This is a genomic window from Nocardia sp. CA-135953 (assembly GCF_050955735.1).
Taxonomy (GTDB): domain Bacteria; phylum Actinomycetota; class Actinomycetes; order Mycobacteriales; family Mycobacteriaceae; genus Nocardia.
Genome location: NZ_CP192082.1, coordinates 718,447 through 736,117, shown reverse-complemented (window position 1 = coordinate 736,117; position 17,671 = coordinate 718,447). Strand labels below are relative to the sequence as shown.

17 protein-coding genes and 1 pseudogene are annotated in these 17,671 nt (G+C 65.7%); 5 read left to right on the top strand and 13 right to left on the bottom strand.

Translation table 11 applies throughout. From position 1 onward, the window contains the following. Positions 1-7: 7 nt before the first annotated feature. The 4 genes from ACQPXH_RS03430 to zapE form a co-directional block, all read right to left on the bottom strand. Entirely contained in the window at positions 8-970 is a 963-nt protein-coding gene (locus tag ACQPXH_RS03430; RefSeq protein ID WP_433600863.1) for an AAA family ATPase, read from the bottom strand. 152 nt (positions 971-1,122) lie between these two features. Further along, positions 1,123-1,617 (bottom strand): hypothetical protein, encoded by a 495-nt coding sequence (locus tag ACQPXH_RS03425; RefSeq protein WP_433600862.1) that lies wholly within the window; start codon positions 1,615-1,617, stop codon positions 1,123-1,125. After that, a complete protein-coding gene (locus tag ACQPXH_RS03420) occupies positions 1,614-2,531 on the bottom strand; it encodes a DUF4129 domain-containing protein (RefSeq protein WP_433600861.1) in 918 nt (305 codons plus the stop codon). Before ACQPXH_RS03420 ends, ACQPXH_RS03425 begins: the two co-directional genes overlap by 4 nt. 168 nt (positions 2,532-2,699) lie before the next feature. Beyond that, positions 2,700-3,653 (bottom strand): cell division protein ZapE, encoded by a 954-nt coding sequence (zapE, locus tag ACQPXH_RS03415; protein ID WP_433600860.1) that lies wholly within the window; start codon positions 3,651-3,653, stop codon positions 2,700-2,702. A gap of 40 nt (positions 3,654-3,693) precedes the next feature. Here zapE and ACQPXH_RS03410 point away from each other — a divergent pair, with 40 nt between their 5' ends. Beyond that, positions 3,694-4,413, top strand: coding sequence for a TetR/AcrR family transcriptional regulator (locus ACQPXH_RS03410; RefSeq protein ID WP_433600859.1), 720 nt, complete (start codon positions 3,694-3,696; stop codon positions 4,411-4,413). Between the two features lie 34 nt (positions 4,414-4,447). On the opposite strand, the gene ACQPXH_RS03405 is transcribed toward ACQPXH_RS03410, so the two are convergent. Further along, positions 4,448-4,888: an NUDIX hydrolase gene (locus ACQPXH_RS03405; RefSeq protein ID WP_433600858.1), complete on the bottom strand. Its 441-nt coding sequence runs from the start codon at positions 4,886-4,888 to the stop codon at positions 4,448-4,450. 47 nt (positions 4,889-4,935) lie between these two features. On the opposite strand from ACQPXH_RS03405, the gene ACQPXH_RS03400 reads away from it, so the two are divergent. Further along, positions 4,936-5,148: a hypothetical protein gene (locus ACQPXH_RS03400; RefSeq protein ID WP_433603709.1), complete on the top strand. Its 213-nt coding sequence runs from the start codon at positions 4,936-4,938 to the stop codon at positions 5,146-5,148. Between the two features lie 152 nt (positions 5,149-5,300). On the opposite strand, the pseudogene ACQPXH_RS03395 reads toward ACQPXH_RS03400, so the two are convergent. The 8 genes and pseudogenes from ACQPXH_RS03395 to ACQPXH_RS03360 all read right to left on the bottom strand — a co-directional run. After that, positions 5,301-5,441, bottom strand: a pseudogene (locus ACQPXH_RS03395) (type II toxin-antitoxin system HicA family toxin); the annotation flags it as partial. After that, positions 5,441-5,647 carry a type II toxin-antitoxin system HicB family antitoxin gene (locus ACQPXH_RS03390; protein ID WP_433600857.1) on the bottom strand — a complete coding sequence of 69 codons (207 nt, stop codon included), beginning with the start codon at positions 5,645-5,647 and terminating at the stop codon, positions 5,441-5,443. The pseudogene ACQPXH_RS03395 and the gene ACQPXH_RS03390, both read right to left, overlap by 1 nt. 48 nt (positions 5,648-5,695) lie before the next feature. Then, the gene (locus ACQPXH_RS03385; RefSeq protein WP_433600856.1) at positions 5,696-6,880 is read right to left on the bottom strand and encodes a lipid-transfer protein; all 1,185 of its coding nucleotides are present in this window, start codon (positions 6,878-6,880) and stop codon (positions 5,696-5,698) included. Next, positions 6,880-7,290: a MaoC family dehydratase gene (locus tag ACQPXH_RS03380; protein ID WP_433600855.1), complete on the bottom strand. Its 411-nt coding sequence runs from the start codon at positions 7,288-7,290 to the stop codon at positions 6,880-6,882. Before ACQPXH_RS03380 ends, ACQPXH_RS03385 begins: the two co-directional genes overlap by 1 nt. Beyond that, positions 7,287-8,246 (bottom strand): bifunctional MaoC family dehydratase N-terminal/OB-fold nucleic acid binding domain-containing protein, encoded by a 960-nt coding sequence (locus tag ACQPXH_RS03375; RefSeq protein WP_433603288.1) that lies wholly within the window; start codon positions 8,244-8,246, stop codon positions 7,287-7,289. Before ACQPXH_RS03375 ends, ACQPXH_RS03380 begins: the two co-directional genes overlap by 4 nt. Before the next feature lie 55 nt (positions 8,247-8,301). Beyond that, positions 8,302-9,462 (bottom strand): acyl-CoA dehydrogenase family protein, encoded by a 1,161-nt coding sequence (locus ACQPXH_RS03370; RefSeq protein WP_433600854.1) that lies wholly within the window; start codon positions 9,460-9,462, stop codon positions 8,302-8,304. Further along, positions 9,447-10,511: an acyl-CoA dehydrogenase family protein gene (locus ACQPXH_RS03365; protein ID WP_433600853.1), complete on the bottom strand. Its 1,065-nt coding sequence runs from the start codon at positions 10,509-10,511 to the stop codon at positions 9,447-9,449. Before ACQPXH_RS03365 ends, ACQPXH_RS03370 begins: the two co-directional genes overlap by 16 nt. A 26-nt stretch (positions 10,512-10,537) precedes the next feature. Continuing rightward, entirely contained in the window at positions 10,538-12,796 is a 2,259-nt protein-coding gene (locus ACQPXH_RS03360; protein ID WP_433603287.1) for an acyl-CoA dehydrogenase family protein, read from the bottom strand. Positions 12,797-12,961: 165 nt separating this feature from the next. Between ACQPXH_RS03360 and kstR the strand changes: the two genes are divergently transcribed. From kstR to ACQPXH_RS03345, 3 genes are all read left to right on the top strand, one after another. After that, on the top strand, positions 12,962-13,624 hold the full coding sequence (gene kstR, locus ACQPXH_RS03355) for a cholesterol catabolism transcriptional regulator KstR (protein WP_433600852.1): 663 nt from the start codon (positions 12,962-12,964) through the stop codon (positions 13,622-13,624). A gap of 383 nt (positions 13,625-14,007) precedes the next feature. Continuing rightward, positions 14,008-16,578, top strand: a complete 2,571-nt coding sequence (gene otsB / locus ACQPXH_RS03350) for a trehalose-phosphatase (RefSeq protein ID WP_433600851.1) — start codon at positions 14,008-14,010, stop codon at positions 16,576-16,578. Positions 16,579-16,769: 191 nt separating this feature from the next. Continuing rightward, positions 16,770-17,651, top strand: a complete 882-nt coding sequence (locus ACQPXH_RS03345) for a metal ABC transporter solute-binding protein, Zn/Mn family (RefSeq protein WP_433600850.1) — start codon at positions 16,770-16,772, stop codon at positions 17,649-17,651. The last annotated feature ends 20 nt before the right edge of the window (positions 17,652-17,671 follow it).

Sequence of the window (17,671 nt, the reverse complement as noted above, 5' to 3'; positions counted from 1 at the left end):
CGCCGGATCATGTCACCGACGCGCGCGGAACCGGCAAACGGCGCAGCAATTCGGTGATCACGTCCTCGCCACGGATCCGGCGCACCCACATCTCGGGACGCAAGGTGATCCGGTGCGCCATGGCCGGAACGGCGAGCGCCTTGACGTCTTCCGGAATCACATAGTCGCGCCCGAGCAGCAGCGCACGGGCCCGCGACATCTGCACCAGATCGAGTTCGGCGCGTGGACTCGCACCCACCTCGACCTGCGGATGCGCACGCGTCGCACCGGCCAGCGCGACCACATAGCTGACCACATCCGGATGCACCGTGACGAATTCGACGGACTGCCGCATCTCCAACAGGCCGTTCGCATCCACCACCTGCACCACCTGTGGTGTCGCCGAACCGCGCTCCAAGCGACGGCGGATCATCTGGCGTTCGTCGTTCTCCGACAAATAGCCCAGCCGCAGCTGCATGGCGAATCGGTCCAGCTGCGCCTCCGGCAGCGGATAGGTGCCCTCGTACTCGATCGGGTTATCGGTGGCGAGCACGATGAAAGGCTGGGGCAGCTGGAAGGTTTCGCCGTCGATGCTGACCTGGCTCTCGGCCATCGCCTCCAGCAGCGCGGCCTGGGTCTTCGGTGGGGTGCGGTTGATCTCGTCGGCCAGCAGCACATTGGTGAAGACCGGTCCGCGCCGGAAATTGAACCGGCCCGACGACATGTCGTAGATGGTGGAGCCGAGCAGGTCGGCGGGGAGCAGATCGGGCGTGAATTGCACGCGGGTGAAGTCGAGACCGAGCGCGGCGGCGAAGGACCTGGCGATGAGCGTCTTGCCGAGGCCGGGCAGATCCTCGATCAGGATGTGACCGCCGGCAAGTACGGCGATCATGATCAGCTGCAACTCATCCCGCTTGCCGACGATCACCCGGGAAAGTTCCCGGAGCACCGCCTCGCTGCGCTGGATGGTCGTGTCCATCGGCATCGTCATATGTCTACCCGCACTTGCCTCAAACCCATTCTCCTACGGCCGTATTCAATTCGGCATGATCGGGGCCTACATTGGTTACGCAAGCTGCCTCCTCCGGGCCTGACCCGGCTGTGTTCATTGTTCGCTCGCTCCGCTCGCTCATGCCGGGTCGGTTACATCTTTTGCAGGCGGCGCAGGATTTCGTCCAGCGCGGCCCGCCCCGGTGCGGGAGTCGTCTGATCCCGCAGTGCCGAGTCGGCCGGATCGACCCAGCGCCACAGCTCCGGGCCGAATTGCAAAATTCCGGCACCCTCGGTCGCCTTGCGGTTCTTGGCGACCCGCAAGCCGGTGGACAACTCGAATTCCTTGGCCAGCAGCGGACGCAGATGCCGATCCCAGTCGGCTCTGGTGCCGTCCGCGCGGTCGGCGAGCATCTCCGCTCTGGCATGCCAGTGCCGCAGCATCTCGGCGGGACCGTTGTCGATATCGTCGGATCCGACATCGGTTTTGATGGCCGAACGGCCGGTCAACGACCAGGTGAGCTGAATCATGGCCAGCGCCACCGGAACTCCGGCGGCGATGAGCAACGCGCCGCGGCCCTTGCCGAGGGTGATCAGCTCGATCAGCACGATGAGCATCACCGCTCCGATCACGATCGCGCGGTTCATACCATCTCCCCCTGCAGATCGGCCAGCACGATACGCAGCAGTTGTTCGGCCCGCATCCGCTGCCACTCCAGCATCGAATGCGGACTGAACCTGGCCTCCTCGAAGAGCGCGACCAATTCCCTGGCCGACGCGTCGTGCAGTGCGCCGCGCTCGAAGGCGCGGGCCAGCACCTCCATCGGGGTATCCGAAGCCAGCGGCGCGGCCGCGCGATCGAAGGACAGCCCGCGTTCCATTGCGACGTAACAGGCGATGATGGCCTCGCGCGGATCCTGACCGGGCACATTCATGGCGGCCAGACCCATCTCGGCCGCCCTGGCCAGCGAACCCGCGACCGTCGGCGCGGCCGGGGGTACCGGGACCGGCGCCACACGCGGCTTACGCCGCCCCGCCACCGCGACCACGATCAGCCCGATCAATGCCCCGCCGACCAGCACGGCGGCAGCGGCAATGGCCAGCAGAAGTGCGGTCCCCGTGAGGTGCTGGGTGGGAGCGCTGTCGGGGGTCGCGGGGGCGGTGACCGCCTCCTGCGGGGTGTGGGTGGTGGTACCGCGCGGCCCCGATGACGGCGTCGGCTCACCCTCGCGACCGAATCCGACGAAGAAGACCGCCGACGCCGCCGCGACGATCAAGGACACGACCGCCAGCGCGGCCAGCACCAGTAGCCCGGTACGGCCGAGCAGTCCATGTCTGCGCTCGGAATCACGATCCACCTCCGGCATGGCCAGCGGCAGTCGATGCTGGCTGGCTATCACCCCGGCGATCAGGATCACCACCGATACCGTGAGCAGTACCGGCATCAATACCACCGAAATAGCCGATGGCACCGTGCGGTGATCGCCGGAATCATGGGCCCCGGGAATGTGGCCGCGCAGTGCGATCGCGGCACACGCCAGTAGCGTGATCAGCACGATCACGCGCGATATCGGCGCTCCCGCCCTGGCCACTTTGCCACCACCACATCTGAGTACAGCTCCGAACAGGCACATAGTTGCATGCCGAGTGGTCCGCTCGGGAGTGAATCGAATACTTAGGAACAGCTCCTTTTTATCCGTAACCGGCAGTGCATTCAGGTGGGTACGCAGCTAGCGGAGCACGACGGATTCGGGCTGACGGAGTTCACTCAGGCGGCTTGCCGTCCGTGCCGGATCGGGGACGGCGGGAACGTCGGCCAGCAGGTCGAATAGTGCCGTGCGCGCCTCGAGGGTGAGTTCGAGATCGGCGTCGTAGAGCACATCGACCAGATTGACGAAGCGCATCGCCCAGTCGGGCGGGACCTCGCGCAAGGGTGGGACGTTGCGCAAGGTCCACCGGCGAAAGCGGTGTGCCAGTTCGACGTAGTCCGAGGCGGCAGTGGCGGTGCCGCACAGGGCGGCGAAATCGAAAGCGATGGCGGAGCCGTCGATGGCGTCGGCGTGGATCTCGCGGGCACCCGCAACGACAACCTCTGCGGTGTCGACTTCTCTCGCATCGTCGATGCGGTAACAGCCGGAGGCGAAGCCCGTGCCGCTGTGCGCGACGCGGGTTCGGTAGTCGAGTGGGCCGTCGACCGAGACGACATCCAGATGCGCGCGGATGCGCGCGATGGTCGGCAGGAAGCGGTCGTGGAACAACGGGTTGGGCAGCAGCTGCTCCGGCGGGTAATTCGAGGTCACCACCAAGACGATGCGGCGGGCGAATAGAGCGTCGAGCATGCGGGCGATCAGCATGGCGTCGCCGATATCGTGCACGTGGAATTCGTCGAAGCAGACCAGTTCGGCATGACCGAGCAGGTTGTCGATGGTCTTGTCGACGGCGCCCGATTTGTGTGCCGCGGTGTGCAATTGGGCGAAGTAGTTGTGGAAGTGGAAGCGGCGCTTACGGTTCGACGTTATGCCTGTGAAGAAGTCGTCCATCAACATGGTTTTGCCGCGACCGGGTCGGCCGTGCAGGTAGATGCCGCGGTGCCGCTTCACCGGCCTGCCGTGCCGGTCGAGCAGCTCGCGCAAGCACGCGCGCGCGCGGAGTTGGTCGGCATCCAGTGTGATGTTGTCTTCCATGACACCCTCCTAATCCTCTACAGTTGTAGAGGATCAAGGGATGCGGCCGCCAGCGAAGGTGATGATGTCCACAACCGACCGACGCGCGGCACTCGTCGACGCCGCCATCGATGTGATTGCCACCCAGGGCATTCGAGCGCTCACCCACCGCGCCCTCGACACCGCCCTCGAGCTGCCCGCTGGGTCGGCCTCCTATTACTTCCGCACCAAACGCGCGCTCATCGAGGCGATCGCGGACCGGATCACCACCCGCTCCCGCGACGACTTCGCCGCCGCCGAACTCGCTACGCCGCCATCGCTCGAGCCCGATGACATCGCGAAGGCCATAGCCGGCTGGCTCGACCGGCTACTCGTCGAACGTCGCAATCACCTGATCGTCCGGCATGCGCTGATCATCGATCTGCTCGGCGACCCGGAATTGCACCAACGGCTGACACACAGCCTGTTCTCGACCGAGCGGGCGCGAGAACTCTTCCAGACCTTGGGTTTTCCCGATCCTGATGCGGCCGCCGCCGACTTTATCGCGGTGGTCGAAGGCGCGGTCTTCGATAGATTCGCGGGCGCGCGGGCCCATGTTCCGGCAGGCACCCGGGACAGCGTCGACCAGCTCATGGCCATGCTGTCCCGCCAACTCACCCGTAGACCCTGGGTGACTACGCCGAGCCCCCTCGCGGTAGGGCGTACCCATCCTGAACCCGGAGCTGTCCCGCCAGTCACCCCTAGACCCCGGGCCAACTTCGCCCAGCCCAACTCTCGGTAGGGCGTGCCCCTCGCGAACCCCGAGCTCCTCAGGGCTACTTCGCCCAGCCCAACTCCCTGTAAGGCGTGCCCGTCGTGAACCCACGGATTCCGGCAGCGGAATAGCGGATCAGCGTCTCCTCCGGCAGCGCGTCGAGCGAAAACCATTGCAGCCCATAGCTCTTGTCCGGCTCACGATTCACCGGCTCACCCATCCACCGCTGCGCATGGAAAAACAGCCCTAGCCGGGCTTCTCGCCCAGAGCTGGTCACGTGCACGGTATGGATCAGCCGCAGCTCCGCCGGATCGATGACAACCCCGATCTCCTCTTCCGCCTCACGCGCGGCAGCGACGGTCGCGGACTCACCGGATTCCAACTTCCCCGCAGGCAGATGCCACAGACCATCGAACTCGTCCGCACTGCGCCGCCTGCTGAGCAACACGTCACCATCACGAACGAGCAGAATGTGAACATCGACCAGATGGCGATCGGTCATATGAATCCCTCACAACTGTCTGCCGCACCAATCGGTATACCTGAGGTATGACTGCTACAACCATCAAGGTGCCGAAGGCAACGCGTGACCAGCTGCACCGGCTGGCGGCAGCACACGGATTGACGTTAGCTCAGCAAATCGACCGACTCATCGATCAGCATGCGGCGAAACCACGTCCGACGACCGGCGGATACCGCAGTGACCGACCGCTCAACCTCGAGGGAATCGATAAGGGGCTGGCTGGAGACTTCGGCGAGTGACCGCATTCATCCTCGATACCGGTGCCATCCTGGCCGCCTTCGATGAGGCGGCCGGACGAGTGGCCTAATCGAGTAATTGCACAAATTCGGCAACCGACAGCCCTGCATCCCGAATGATGCGGCGCAGCGTGCCGGGCTTGAATGTCGGCGCCGCGATGCACCGGCACAACGGTGAACCGCCCTTCCGGACTGCGCATCATATGATGGCTGCCGTTCACTCGGATCAGCCCGAACCCAGCTCGCTCGAGTGCCTTGATAACCCTGTCGCCTGAAACCACTGGAAGCGGCGGCATCAGGCGACGTCCTGGACGATCGTCAGAACTGACGGCAGTCCGATCTCCTCCAGAACTAGTGTGACGGCTTCGTGTAGGTCGGCAACCGCCTCATCCGGAGTCTGACCGACCCCGTGCGCGCCGCCGTTCGGAAAGACAGCGTGAGCACCCCAAGTACCGTCTTCCTCCTGCTCCAGTTCAGATGGAATCTGGACCATCCGCTTCATATGTTCACTCTAGCGGTACTAACTGAGGTCGACGTCCCTGTCCGACACCTAACGCGTTAGCACCAAGCCCGAGGTCGGGACTCCCGTGCCAGCGGTGACCAGGATGTTCTCCACACTGTCCACCGGGTTGACGGAGGTGCCGCGGATCTGCCGGACCGCCTCGGCAATCCCGTTCATGCCGTGGATATAGGCCTCGCCCAGCTGTCCGCCGTGGGTATTGAGCGGCAGGCGGCCACCGACTTCGATCGCGCCGTCGGCAATGAAATCCTTTGCCTCACCGCGTCCGCAGAAACCGAGTTCCTCCAATTGCATGAGGACGAACGGAGTGAAGTGGTCGTAGAGGATGGCTGCCTGCATATCCTCCGGACGCAAACCACTCTGCTCCCAGAGCTGATCGCCGACCAGACCCATCTCCGGCAGGCCCGTGAGGGCGTCACGGTAGTAGCTGGTCATGACATATTGGTCGGCACCGGAACCCTGTGCGGCAGCGGCGATTACGGCCGGACGCTGCGGCAGATCCCGGGCCCGCTCGACGCTGGTGACCACAATCGCGACACCGCCGTCGGACTCCTGGCAACAGTCGAGCAGATGCAGCGGTTCGGCGATCCAGCGCGAATTCTGGTGATCGTCCAGAGTGATCGGCTTGCCGTAGAAGAAGGCGGCCGGGTTCACCGCGGCGTGTTTGCGGTCGGCGACGGCGACGCGGCCGAAGTCCGCGCTCGTCGCGCCGTAGACGTGCATATACCTGCGAGCGACCATGGCCACCTGCGCGGCCGGTGTCCCCAACCCCGGTGGATAAGACCAGCCCGCATCGATGCCCGAGGAAGTCGGCGCGGTGGCCAGCGCGGTGGAAAACTGGCCGAAGCGCGATACCGAACGCTCATTGAAGGCGCGGTAGGCGACAACCACATCGGCGACGCCGGTGGCGACCGCCATGGCGGCCTGCTGAATGGTGGCGCAGGCCGCACCGCCACCAAATCCGATGTGGCTGAAGAACTTCAACCGCGGGATACCGACGGCACGTGCGACGGCCGCCTGGGTATTGGTATCCATGGTGAAGGTGGTCAGGCCGTCCACATCGGCGGGTGTGAGGCCCGCGTCGGCGAGCGCGGCGGTGACCGCCTCGGCGGCCAACCGCAATTCGCTGCGGCCGGAGTCCTTGGAGAAGTCGGTGGCGCCGATGCCGACAATGGCGGCGCGGCCGGAAATCCCGGTGGTGCTGGCAGCGGTCATCATGGCCTCCGCAGTGCGATAACGGCTTTCGCCGTGATGTGGTCACCGAGGCTGTCGCGGCCGACGACATCGATATGGATGTCGTCGCCGTGGATCGCGGAGACGGTGCCGGAAAGTGTCAGGCTGTCACCGGCATACAGCGGTACGCCCAAGCGCAGCGCGACCGATTTGACGATGGCGCGCGGTCCGGCCCAGTCGGTGACGAAGCGCTGCACCAGCCCGGTATCGGTGAGGATATTGACGAAGATGTCCTTGGAACCACGGGCGACGGCCTTGTCCCTGTCGTGGTGCACATCCTGAAAGTCCCTGGTGGCCAACGCTGTACTGATCACGAAGGTCGGATCGGCAGTGATGACCAACTCGGGCAGCGCGGTGCCGACCTCGATCGTGGCCGGTTCGACGTAGGTCATGCGATCACCCGCCAAACCGGCAGCACGGCATCGTCGTCGAGCTTCTCGAACTCCACCTGCACCGGCAGGCCGATCTTCACATCGGCCGGATCGACGCCGCGCAGTTCACCGAGCATCCGCACCCCCTCCGCCAATTCGACCAGCGCGACCACGAAAGGCAATTGCCGCCCGGGCACTTTCGGCGCGTGATGCACGACATAGCTGAACACTTCACCCCGCCCGGAGGCGACGACATAGTCGGTCTGCTCCGACTTGTCCTGCCACAGTGCCGGAATCGGCGGATGTCGCAGCGTGCCGTCCGGCAGCCGCTGGATCCGCAGCTCCCCGGCCTTGGTGCCCTCCCAGAAGAATTCGGTATCCCAGGAGACCAGCGGTTTGACCCGGTCGCCCGCGGGGGCTTTCGGGGCGGTGCCGCCGCCGACTGCTTGCAGGTCGCTCGAAACAACACTGCCAGGCGCGAATTTCAGCAGCCGCCAGAGCATTTCGGCGACCACCTCGTCGCCCACCTGCCAGCTGATCTGGAAGGTGATGAACCACCCTTCACCGAGCGCGGTCCGCTTCGGCCCGCGGATATCGCAGAGCCTGGTGGTCACCGCCACTTGCTCACCGACATTCAGGTATCGGTGGTAGGTCTGCTGGCAGTCGGTCGCGACCACCGAGGTGAAGCCCGCGCTGTCCAGCAGCTCGATGATCTGGTTCGTAGGATCGTCCGCCGCGCGGGAACCATTGAGCCCGAGCATGGTCCAGACCTGGATCATGGCGGGCGGCGCCACGGTGCCGGGATGTCCGGCGGCGCGCGCGGCTTCCTCGTCGACGTAGATCGGGTTCCGATCCCCGAGCGCCTCCACCCAGTTGTTGATCATCGGCTGGTTCACCGGATCACGCCCGAGGCGTAGCGCGCAATCACCCGCCGCGATGATCTTCTCGGCGGCTTCGGTAATCGCTTCCGGAGTCATGGTTTCCGGCACGCGCGGCTCCTTGTCGTCGTCCGTACCGCGCATCGGCGCGGATTCATCGAGGTACCCGAGGCAGTTTCAGCCCGGAGGAGGCGACCAGTTCGCGCATCACCTCATTGACGCCGCCGCCGAAGGTCACCACCAGATTCTGTTTGGTTCTGCGGTCCAGCCAGGTCAGCAGTTCGGCGGTGTCCGGATCTGCCGGATCGCCGTAATGCCCGACGATCTCCTCGGCCAACCGGCCCGCCTCCTGCAGCGATTCGGTGGAATACACCTTGGTTGCCGAGGCATCGGCGATCACGGTGGCCTGGTCACCGTCGACGGTCGCCGCGACCTGCCAGTTCAACAGTTCGTTGAGCCGCGCCATGGCGTGGATGCGACCGAGCGAACGGCGCACATCCGCCTCGGCCAGCACACCGCGCGACTGGGCCCATTCGCGCGCCCGGTCGTAGAGCTGTTCGATTTTGCCGGACGGGCCGAGGCTCACCCGCTCGTGGTTGAGCTGGGTGGTGATCAGTCGCCACCCCTTGTTCTCCTCGCCCACCAGCATGTCGGCGGGCACCCGGACATTGTCGAAATACGTGGCGTTGGTGTGGTGCGCGCCATCGCAGGTGATGATCGGCGTCCAGGAGTAGCCGGGATCGGTGGTATCCACGATCAGGATCGTGATGCCCCGGTGTCGTGACTCGACCGAGCCGGTGCGGCAGGCCAGCCAGACATAGTCGGCCTCATGCGCACCGGTGGTGAAGATCTTCTGCCCGTTGACGATCCAATCGCCGGATTCCTCGCGCACCGCACTCGTGCGCAGCGCGGCGAGGTCGGTGCCCGCCTCCGGTTCGGAGTAGCCGATCGCGAAATGGATATCGCCGGAAAGGATTGCGGGCAGGAACTTCGCCTTCTGCGCGTCGGTGCCGAAGCTCTGCAGCGTCGGCCCGACCGTCAACAAGGTGACCAGTGGCAGCGGAACGTCCGCGCGTACTGCCTCATTGAAGAAGATCTGCTGTTCCATCGGCCCGAAACCCTGGCCGCCGAACTCCTTCGGCCAACCGACACCGAGCCAACCGTCCGCACCCATCCGGCGCACCACCGCGCGGTAGGCGTCACCGTGGCGGTTGATCGCCATCTCGGCCTCCTCCTCGGGAGTCACGAGATCGGCGAAGTACGCCCGCAATTCATCGCGAAGCTTGCGCTGCTCCGCGGTCAGATCGATGAACATCTGGCCCCCAATCGATCGAGTCGGAACGATTCGCCGCCGAGCCAGCGTGCGATGTCCTTGGCCTGCGAGAAGTAGCGGTGCATCGGGTGGGTCACATCGACCCCGAGGCCACCGTGCAGGTGATGGCATTTCTGCATGGCGGCGGGCAGTTCCGAGGCCACGGTGTAGGCGAGCACATCGAGGTCGTCATCGATGCGCTCCTGATGCGGCGGCGTCCAATCGGACTGTGCCAGCGCCCAGTTCGCCGAAACGGCGGTGGCGTGCAAGGTCCGCGAGACGACGTACACATCGGCGATCTGCTGTGCGACGGCCTGGAATTCGGCGAGCGGCCGATTGAACTGCCGCCGGGTTCGCAGGTGCTCAGCGGTGAGCAGAAGCGCACCTTTGAGCAGTCCGTCCGCCGTCGCGCCGATCGAGGCGATGGCCAACCGGTGCAGTTCACCGATACCGCCGGGCAGCAGTTGCTCGGCCGGAATCTCGACCTGGTCCAGGCGCACCGAACATTCCGGAATCCCGCCGGAAGCCGGTGACGGCGTCAGGGTGAGCCCCGGCGAATCCGAATCAACCAGTGCGATACCGGAATTCGTCGGAATCAAGAGCCAGCGCGCCTGCTCCGCATACGGCACCGCCACCTTGTGACCGGTGATGCGCACGGTGTCCCCATCGGCAACCGCGGTGGTCTCCGGCTTGACCACGAACGGATTCGCGCGCTCGCTCAACGCGGCGGTGAGCACCGCGCCCTCGGCGACCTCCGAATAGACCCGCTCGGCGACGCTGTCCGGCAATCCGGCCAGCAGCGGCAACAGGCCGAAGCCGAGGGTCGGCAGGGCGGGCACGGCCACCGCCTCGGCCGCCAGTTCGGTCAACAGGACCGAGACCTCCGCCAAGCCCATACCGTCACCGCCGAACCGCTCCGGCAGCGCGAGCGAGAGCAGTCCGGTCTCGATCAGACTCGGCCACAGCTCGATATCGCGTGCCGGTTCACGCTCCAGCAAACTCACAACGACCTCGGCCACGGCATCCTGGCCCTCGTCCCGGGTGAAGTCCACGCTCTAACTCCCAGTTGGTTGGTCGACTAGCTGTCGGTGTCGCGAGGCAGTCCGAGGATTCGCTCACCGGCCACGGTCAACAGAATCTGCTCGGTTCCACCAGCAATCGACAAACAGCGTGTGAGCAGGAACTCTTTTACCACCTCTGAGTCCTGCGCACCGGTTGGACCTGCCGTTTCCACCGCAAATTCGGCCACTGCCTGGCGGTGCCGGACACCGACGAGCTTGCGCACGCTGCTCTGCGCTCCCGGATCACCGCCCGCCAGCATCCGAACCGCGGCACGCTGTTCCAGCAACAGTCCAGCGATCGCATCGGCGACAAAGCCGCCGAGCCGATCGTTCAATAGCTCCGCCCCCGGCCCGGTGGCCGGCAGTTTGGCGATGAGCTCCTCCAGCACCGGCCCGATCCCGTTGCCGCCCATGGCGACTCGTTCGGTCGACAGGGTCGAGCGAGCGATCTTCCAGCCGTTGTTCAGCGCGCCGACCAGACCGTCGTCGGGCACGAACACATCGTCGAGGAAGACCTCGCTGAACCGCGCCTCTCCGGTGATCTGCACCAGCGGACGCACCTCGAGTCCAGCGCTGCGCATATCGACGAGGAAGTAGCTGATACCGCGGTGCTTCGGTGCGGCCGGATCGGTGCGGGCCAGGCAGATCGCCCAGTTCGCCCGATCACCCAGCGACGTCCACACCTTCTGTCCGCGCAGCACCCAGCCGCCGTCGACCTTCTTGGCGGTGGTGCGCAGCGCGGCCAGATCCGAACCGGCCTCCGGCTCACTGAACAGCTGACACCAGACCACCTCGCCGCGCAGCGTCGGCCACGCGAAGCGGTCGATCTGCTCCTGGGTGCCGTGCTGCAGCAAGGTCGGAATGGCCCAGCCGCCGATCGTCAGATCCGGCGATTCCAGGCCCGCGCGCCGCAACTCCTCCGAAATCACCAGGCCCGTCATGGGATTCGCGCCGCGCCCGTACGGTGCGGGCCAGTGTGGCATGGCGAGCCCGGCGTCGACCAGCGCATTGCGCCGTTGATCGGCAGGCAGCGCGGCGATCGCGGCCACCTCGGCGGCCAGCTCGTTCGCATTGCTGTCATCGACCTCGGAGGTGTTGGATTCGCGGCGCTCCCGGACCCCTCCGTGGTTACGCTCCGCTACCTCCTCCAGGGCCATCGCTCCCGCCGCTGTGTCGGATTCGCGGCGCTCCCGGACCCCTCCGTGGTTACGCTCCGCTACCTCCTGCGGCGCCATCGCTCGCGCCGCGGAGGCGAAGACCCGGTCCGCACCGGTGGTCCGTCGCTGCCCAGCCCGGGTCAGCTCGGTGACCCTGGCCCGCCAGCGCGCCGAACCGCCGAGCAGCTGCCGCAGCGCGGTGGCCCGGCGCAGGTAGAAGTGCGCGTCGTGCTCCCAGGTGAAACCGATGCCACCGAGCACCTGAATGCAGTCCTTGGCCGTCTCGACCGCGGCGTCCAGCGATATCGCGGCGGCGATGGCGGCCGCGATGGGCAGTTCCGCACCGCCCTCGTCGACCGCGGCCGCGGCATCGGCCGCGACGGAACGGATCAGCTCCGCCCGGCAGAGCATGCACGCGCAAATGTGTTTGAGCGCTTGAAAAGAGCCGATCTTGCGCCCGAATTGCTCACGCACCTTGGCGTATTCGACGGCGGTCTCCAGGCACCAGCCCGCCACACCGGCGAGCTCGGCCGAAACCAGCACCGCGAGCAGATCTTCCACCGCATGCGGCGACTCGAACACTCGGTTCGCGGGCACTCGTACCTCGGCGCAGTGCACACGCGCCAGTGGCGTACTCGGGTCAGCGGGTGCCAGCGCCTCGATGCGCAAACCTTCGGCATCGGGCCCGATCACGCACCAGCGCAACCCATCCGGCGTCCGCACCGGCACCAGCACCGAAGTACCCGATGCAGCGCCGAGCACCGATTCCCAGACACCTGTGAGCAACAACTCATCGGATGCGACCGGTATGCTGACCACGTCCCGCCCGACAACGAAGTCGAGCGCAACACCGCACGGCATATCCTCGGCGAGCGCGCCCGCGGTGACCAGGTTCGCCAATGCGGTGGACAGCACCGGCCCGCCGACCAGATCGTGCGCCGCCTGCTCGACCAATACCGCCAGGTCGGCGACCGATCCACCGTGGCCGCCTGCCGCTTCGGCAATGGCGACCCGGAAAATTCCGAAGTCCGCCAACCCCGGCCAATATGCGCGCCAGAAGTCCGTCGGCTCGTCCCGCATTGTTGCAATAGGACGGACCGATCCGGCCCATCCGCGCATCGACTCCTGAACGGCTTTATGCTCGTCAGTGGTGGCGATGGTCACAGTCCGTACCGCCTTTCCGGCGTGACTCCCACACCTAGAACATGTTCTAATATCCTAGCTGGGCGGAAGTCAAGAGACGACCGATGCCCGTTGCCGGAATGCAGGAAAGGACTTTCATCAATGGCCAGCCCCTCCCGATCGCAGCCAGCCGATTCGAATGCGGCCGGGCAAGCATCGGCCACCGCGACGGTCACCACGCTGAGCGAGGCCGAGCTCAGCTCGGCCGCGCAGCGGGAACGGCGTAAGCGAATTCTGGACGCGACGCTCGCACTGGCCTCCAAGGGTGGTTACGACGCGGTGCAGATGCGCGCAGTGGCCGAACGCGCCGACGTGGCGGTCGGCACGCTGTACCGATATTTCCCGTCCAAAGTGCATCTGCTCGTTTCCGCGCTGTCGCGGGAATTCGAGCAGATCGAGGGCAAACGCAAACCACTTGCCGGCCAGACTCCGAACGAGCGCATGCACCTGCTGCTGACCCAGATCACCCGAATGATGCAGCGCGACCCTTTGCTCACCGAGGCGATGACGCGCGCGTTCATGTTCGCCGACGCCTCGGCCGCCGCGGAGGTCGACCGGGTCGGCAAGGTGATGGACCGGGTATTCGCCAGGGCCATGAATGACGGCGAGCCCACCGAACGCCAGTTGGCGATCGCGCGGGTCATCAGCGATGTCTGGCTATCGAATCTGGTCGCCTGGCTGACCAGACGCGCCTCGGCCACCGATGTGACCGAGCGACTGGAACTCACCGTGGATTTGCTGCTCGGCGACAACGGCGGCCGCTAGCGATTGCGCGCGGGCCGCTCGACAAGATCAGCAGGCGGCCATCCAGCCGGCCGACAACCAGCACATACCGCGCAGATTTGGCGACGGAAGGCCCCCGTACGCCGTAATTTCGGTCACATCCCTGCTCACCGAGCCACCACGGAGCGAGATTACGAGCGACGTTCGCGGCCCGGCTTGCGGCTGAGCAGTCGAAGCGCATGCGACGAAGTCGCGAGTCTCGGCTGCTCAGCCGCAAGCCACCAGAGGGCCGCGAACACACAGTGCCGCAGGCGCTGCAAATCCAACACCGCGCACGCCACGCAGCGCACTTCGGTGCGGCAAATTCAACACAGTATTGTCACGCGTGCCCCTGAAAAAACTCCTCCGATCACTAGGTTGGATGCGTGAGCGCACAGGATCTGCCACTGGAACTTCGCCGTGCACTGTCGACGGTCGCGCGCGTGCCACGGCTTTTGGTCGCATCGGACTACGACGGGACGATCGCACCCATCGTGTCCGACCCGGCGAAAGCTTTTCCACATCGGGAATCGGTAAGCGCGCTACGCGCGCTTGCCGGTCTCACCGGAACGACCGCCGCCGTGATCTCCGGCCGTGCACTGCGAGATCTCGCGGCATTGTCGCGACTTCCGGTCGAGGTGCAACTTATCGGTAGTCATGGTTCGGAATTCGATGTGGGTTTCGTGCACGCCATCGACAATGACGCCAAACAACTGCTGGTCGAAGTCCAGAACAGTCTGACGCAGATAGCCGCGGAAAATCCCGGCGCCAGCGTCGAGATCAAACCGGCCAGCGTCGCACTGCATGTGCGCAATGCGAGTCCGGAAATCGGGCTGCGCGCACTCAAGGCGGTGCGCCAGGGTGCGGCCTGCTGGGTCGGCGTGCAGGTGACCGAGGGTAAATCGGTTATCGAGCTCGCGGTGATCCAGACGGATAAGGGCGTCGCGCTCGATACCGTCCGGCATCAGGAGGGCGCGTCGGCGGCGGTGTTCTTCGGCGACGATGTCACCGACGAGAAGGCCTTCCGCATGCTGTCCGGCCCGGATGTCGGCATCAAGGTCGGCGACGGCGAGAGCCTGGCCAAATACCGCGTGGATTCCACCGAGGCGGTGTCCTGGGCGCTGGCCTTCCTGCTCGAGGAACGGCGCACCTGGTTGGCTGGGGCGAGCGCGCCGCGCATCGAGCGGCTGAGCATGCTGGCCAGTCCGCGCTCGGTGGCGCTGCTCACACCCGACGCGACCGTCACCTGGTTCTGCCACCCCGAGCCCGATTCGGCCGCGGTCTTCGCCCACCTGCTCGGCGGACCGCAGGCCGGACACTTCACCATCGAGCCGGAACGTCCCGGCCTGCCGCTGTCGCAGCGCTACATCGACGGCACCATGACCGTCGAAACCCGCTGGGCCAAACTGCAAGTGGTGGACTACCTGCCCCACGATGTGGCCCCCACCCGCACCGACCTGACCCGGGTGATCACCGGCGACGCGAAGGCGGTCGTAACCTTCGCGCCCCGACCGGAATTCGGTCAGGTACCGGTCAGCATCGAAATCGAATCGAACGGACTGCGCGTAGTCGGCACCAATGACCCGATGGTGCTGCGCTCCCCCGGTGTGCACTGGCAGATCCACTCCGATGGCATGCACAGCTCCGCGCGCGCCGTCATCGATCCGTCCCGCGGCCCGATCGTGCTGGAAATGCGCTGCGGCACGCAGGATCTCGCGCCCGCCATGGTCAGCGAATTGGAGCGGCGCAGGGATGCCGAGGACTACTGGTCCAAGTGGGCGGCCAAATTGCAACTGCCGCCGCTGAAGCCGGATCTGATGAAGCGTTCGGCCCTCACGCTGCGCGGCCTCGTGCACGCGCCGTCGGGTTCGATCCTGGCCGCCGCCACTACTTCGCTGCCGGAAGACATTGGCGGCGTACGTAACTGGGACTACCGCTACTGCTGGCTGCGCGATGCCTCGCTGACCGCACAGGCGCTGGTTTCGCTCGGCTCGCTGACCGAGGCCGAGGAGTTCCTGGGCTGGGTGCACCGGGTCCTGGAGACGCTGCCCGGTCCCGAGCGCCTGCACCCGCTGTACACGCTCTACGGCGAAACCCTGCCGCCCGAGGCATCGATCGATCAGCTGCCCGGCTATGCGGGTTCGCGTCCGGTCCGCGTAGGCAACGCCGCGAATATGCAAGTGCAGCTGGATGTTTTCGGTCCGATCGTCGATCTCATCGCATCGCTGGCCCACGGTCGCGAGGCGAAGGGATCGACCGACCCGGGCAAGACGCTGCCGGACGCCGACTGGGAACTGGTGCACGCCATGGTCTCCGCGGTGCAGCGGCGCTGGCAGGAACCGGACCACGGCATCTGGGAGATCCGCGGCAACCCGCGCCACCACGTGTACTCGAAGGTGATGGGCTGGCTGACCGTGGACCGGGCGATCACCCTCGCGCAGCGGTTCCAGCGCCAGATCGATCCGCTGTGGATCACGTTGCGCGACACCATCGCCGACGAGGTGAAGTCCAAGGGCTGGAACGACGACGTCCAGTCCTACACCGCCGCTTACGACGGCACCGATCTGGACGCGGCCACCCTGCACATCGGCCTCAGCGGATTGATCGACCCGTCGGATCCGCGTTTCGCGGCGACGGTCGTCGCCACCGAGGCGGAACTGCGCAGCGGCTCGACGGTGTACCGGTACCACCACGACGACGGCCTGCCCGGCGGAGAGGGCGGCTTCCACCTGTGCGCGGCCTGGCTGGTCGAGGCGTATCTGCTGATCGGTAAGCGCTCGGATGCCGAGGCGCTGTTCGCGCAGTTGGTCGATGTCGCCGGACCGACTGGTCTGCTCAGCGAGGAGTACGACCCGGTCGCCGAACGCTCACTCGGCAACCATCCACAGGCATACAGCCATCTCGGCCTGCTGCGTTGTGCACAGCTGTTGGGTAAGCCGGTGGAAGCGTTCGTTTGAGCCGACCGCCACCCTGGTCAGGGCCCGCGAACCGATCGGTTCGCGGGCCCGGCCGGTATCCGGCGTCGAAGTGACGCGGCGAACATCGACTCGTGCCGAACCGGGCCTACTGCTACAGTTCAAATGGTAACGATTTCCATTATGATCTAGAGCACGCTCAGATCTGCCGCATTGCCAGGAGTACCCCCCGCGTGAGCACACGGATTGCCATCAGATTCGCCGGTATCGTCGTGGGGGTGGCCACCGCAGTGGCGCTCACCGCATGCGGGAGTTCGAAGGATTCGGATAAGCCGAGCGTCGTCGCGTCCACCAATGTCTGGGGCAATATCGCGGCAACCATCGCGGGCCCGGATGCCGCGGTGACCGCGCTGATCACCGACCCCACCGCCGATCCGCATTCGCACGAGACCTCGGCCGTGGAATCGGCCGAGATCAGCGATGCGGATCTGGTCGTGTTCAATGGCGGCGGCTACGACGAGTTCATCGAGAAGGCGATCCAGGGCAAGGACAAGCGCACCGTCGACGCATTCGAATCCCGCACCGACAAGAGCGACGAGAACGAGCACGTCTTCTACGACATCGGCACGGTGCGCACGGTCGCCGACCAGATCGCGAGCACCCTCGGCGAGATCGACTCCGCCCACGCCGCCGCCTACGCCGACCGCGCCGCCGCATTCAAGAGCCAGCTGACCGCGATCACCGCCGTCGCCACCAAGATCGCGGCCGAGCACCCGAAGACCCCGGTGCTGCAGACCGAACCGCTGGCGCACTACCTGCTGGTCGCCGCCGGAACCCAGGATCTGACCCCGCACGAATTCCAGGAGGCGATCGAGCAGGAGACCGATCCGGCGCCCGCCGCCGTCGCCGCCACCCAGGATCTGCTGACCGGTAAGAAGGTTCGCGCGCTGATCTACAACATCCAGACCGAGGACAAGATCACCAAGGATTTGCGGGCGCTCGCGCAGTCGAACGGTTTACCCATTGTCGAGGTGACCGAAACGCTGCCCGAGGGTGTGGATTACATTCAGTGGCAGACCAAGAACGCCCAGGCCCTGGCCGCGGCGCTGGCCTGATCGAGATTATGACAGCATCG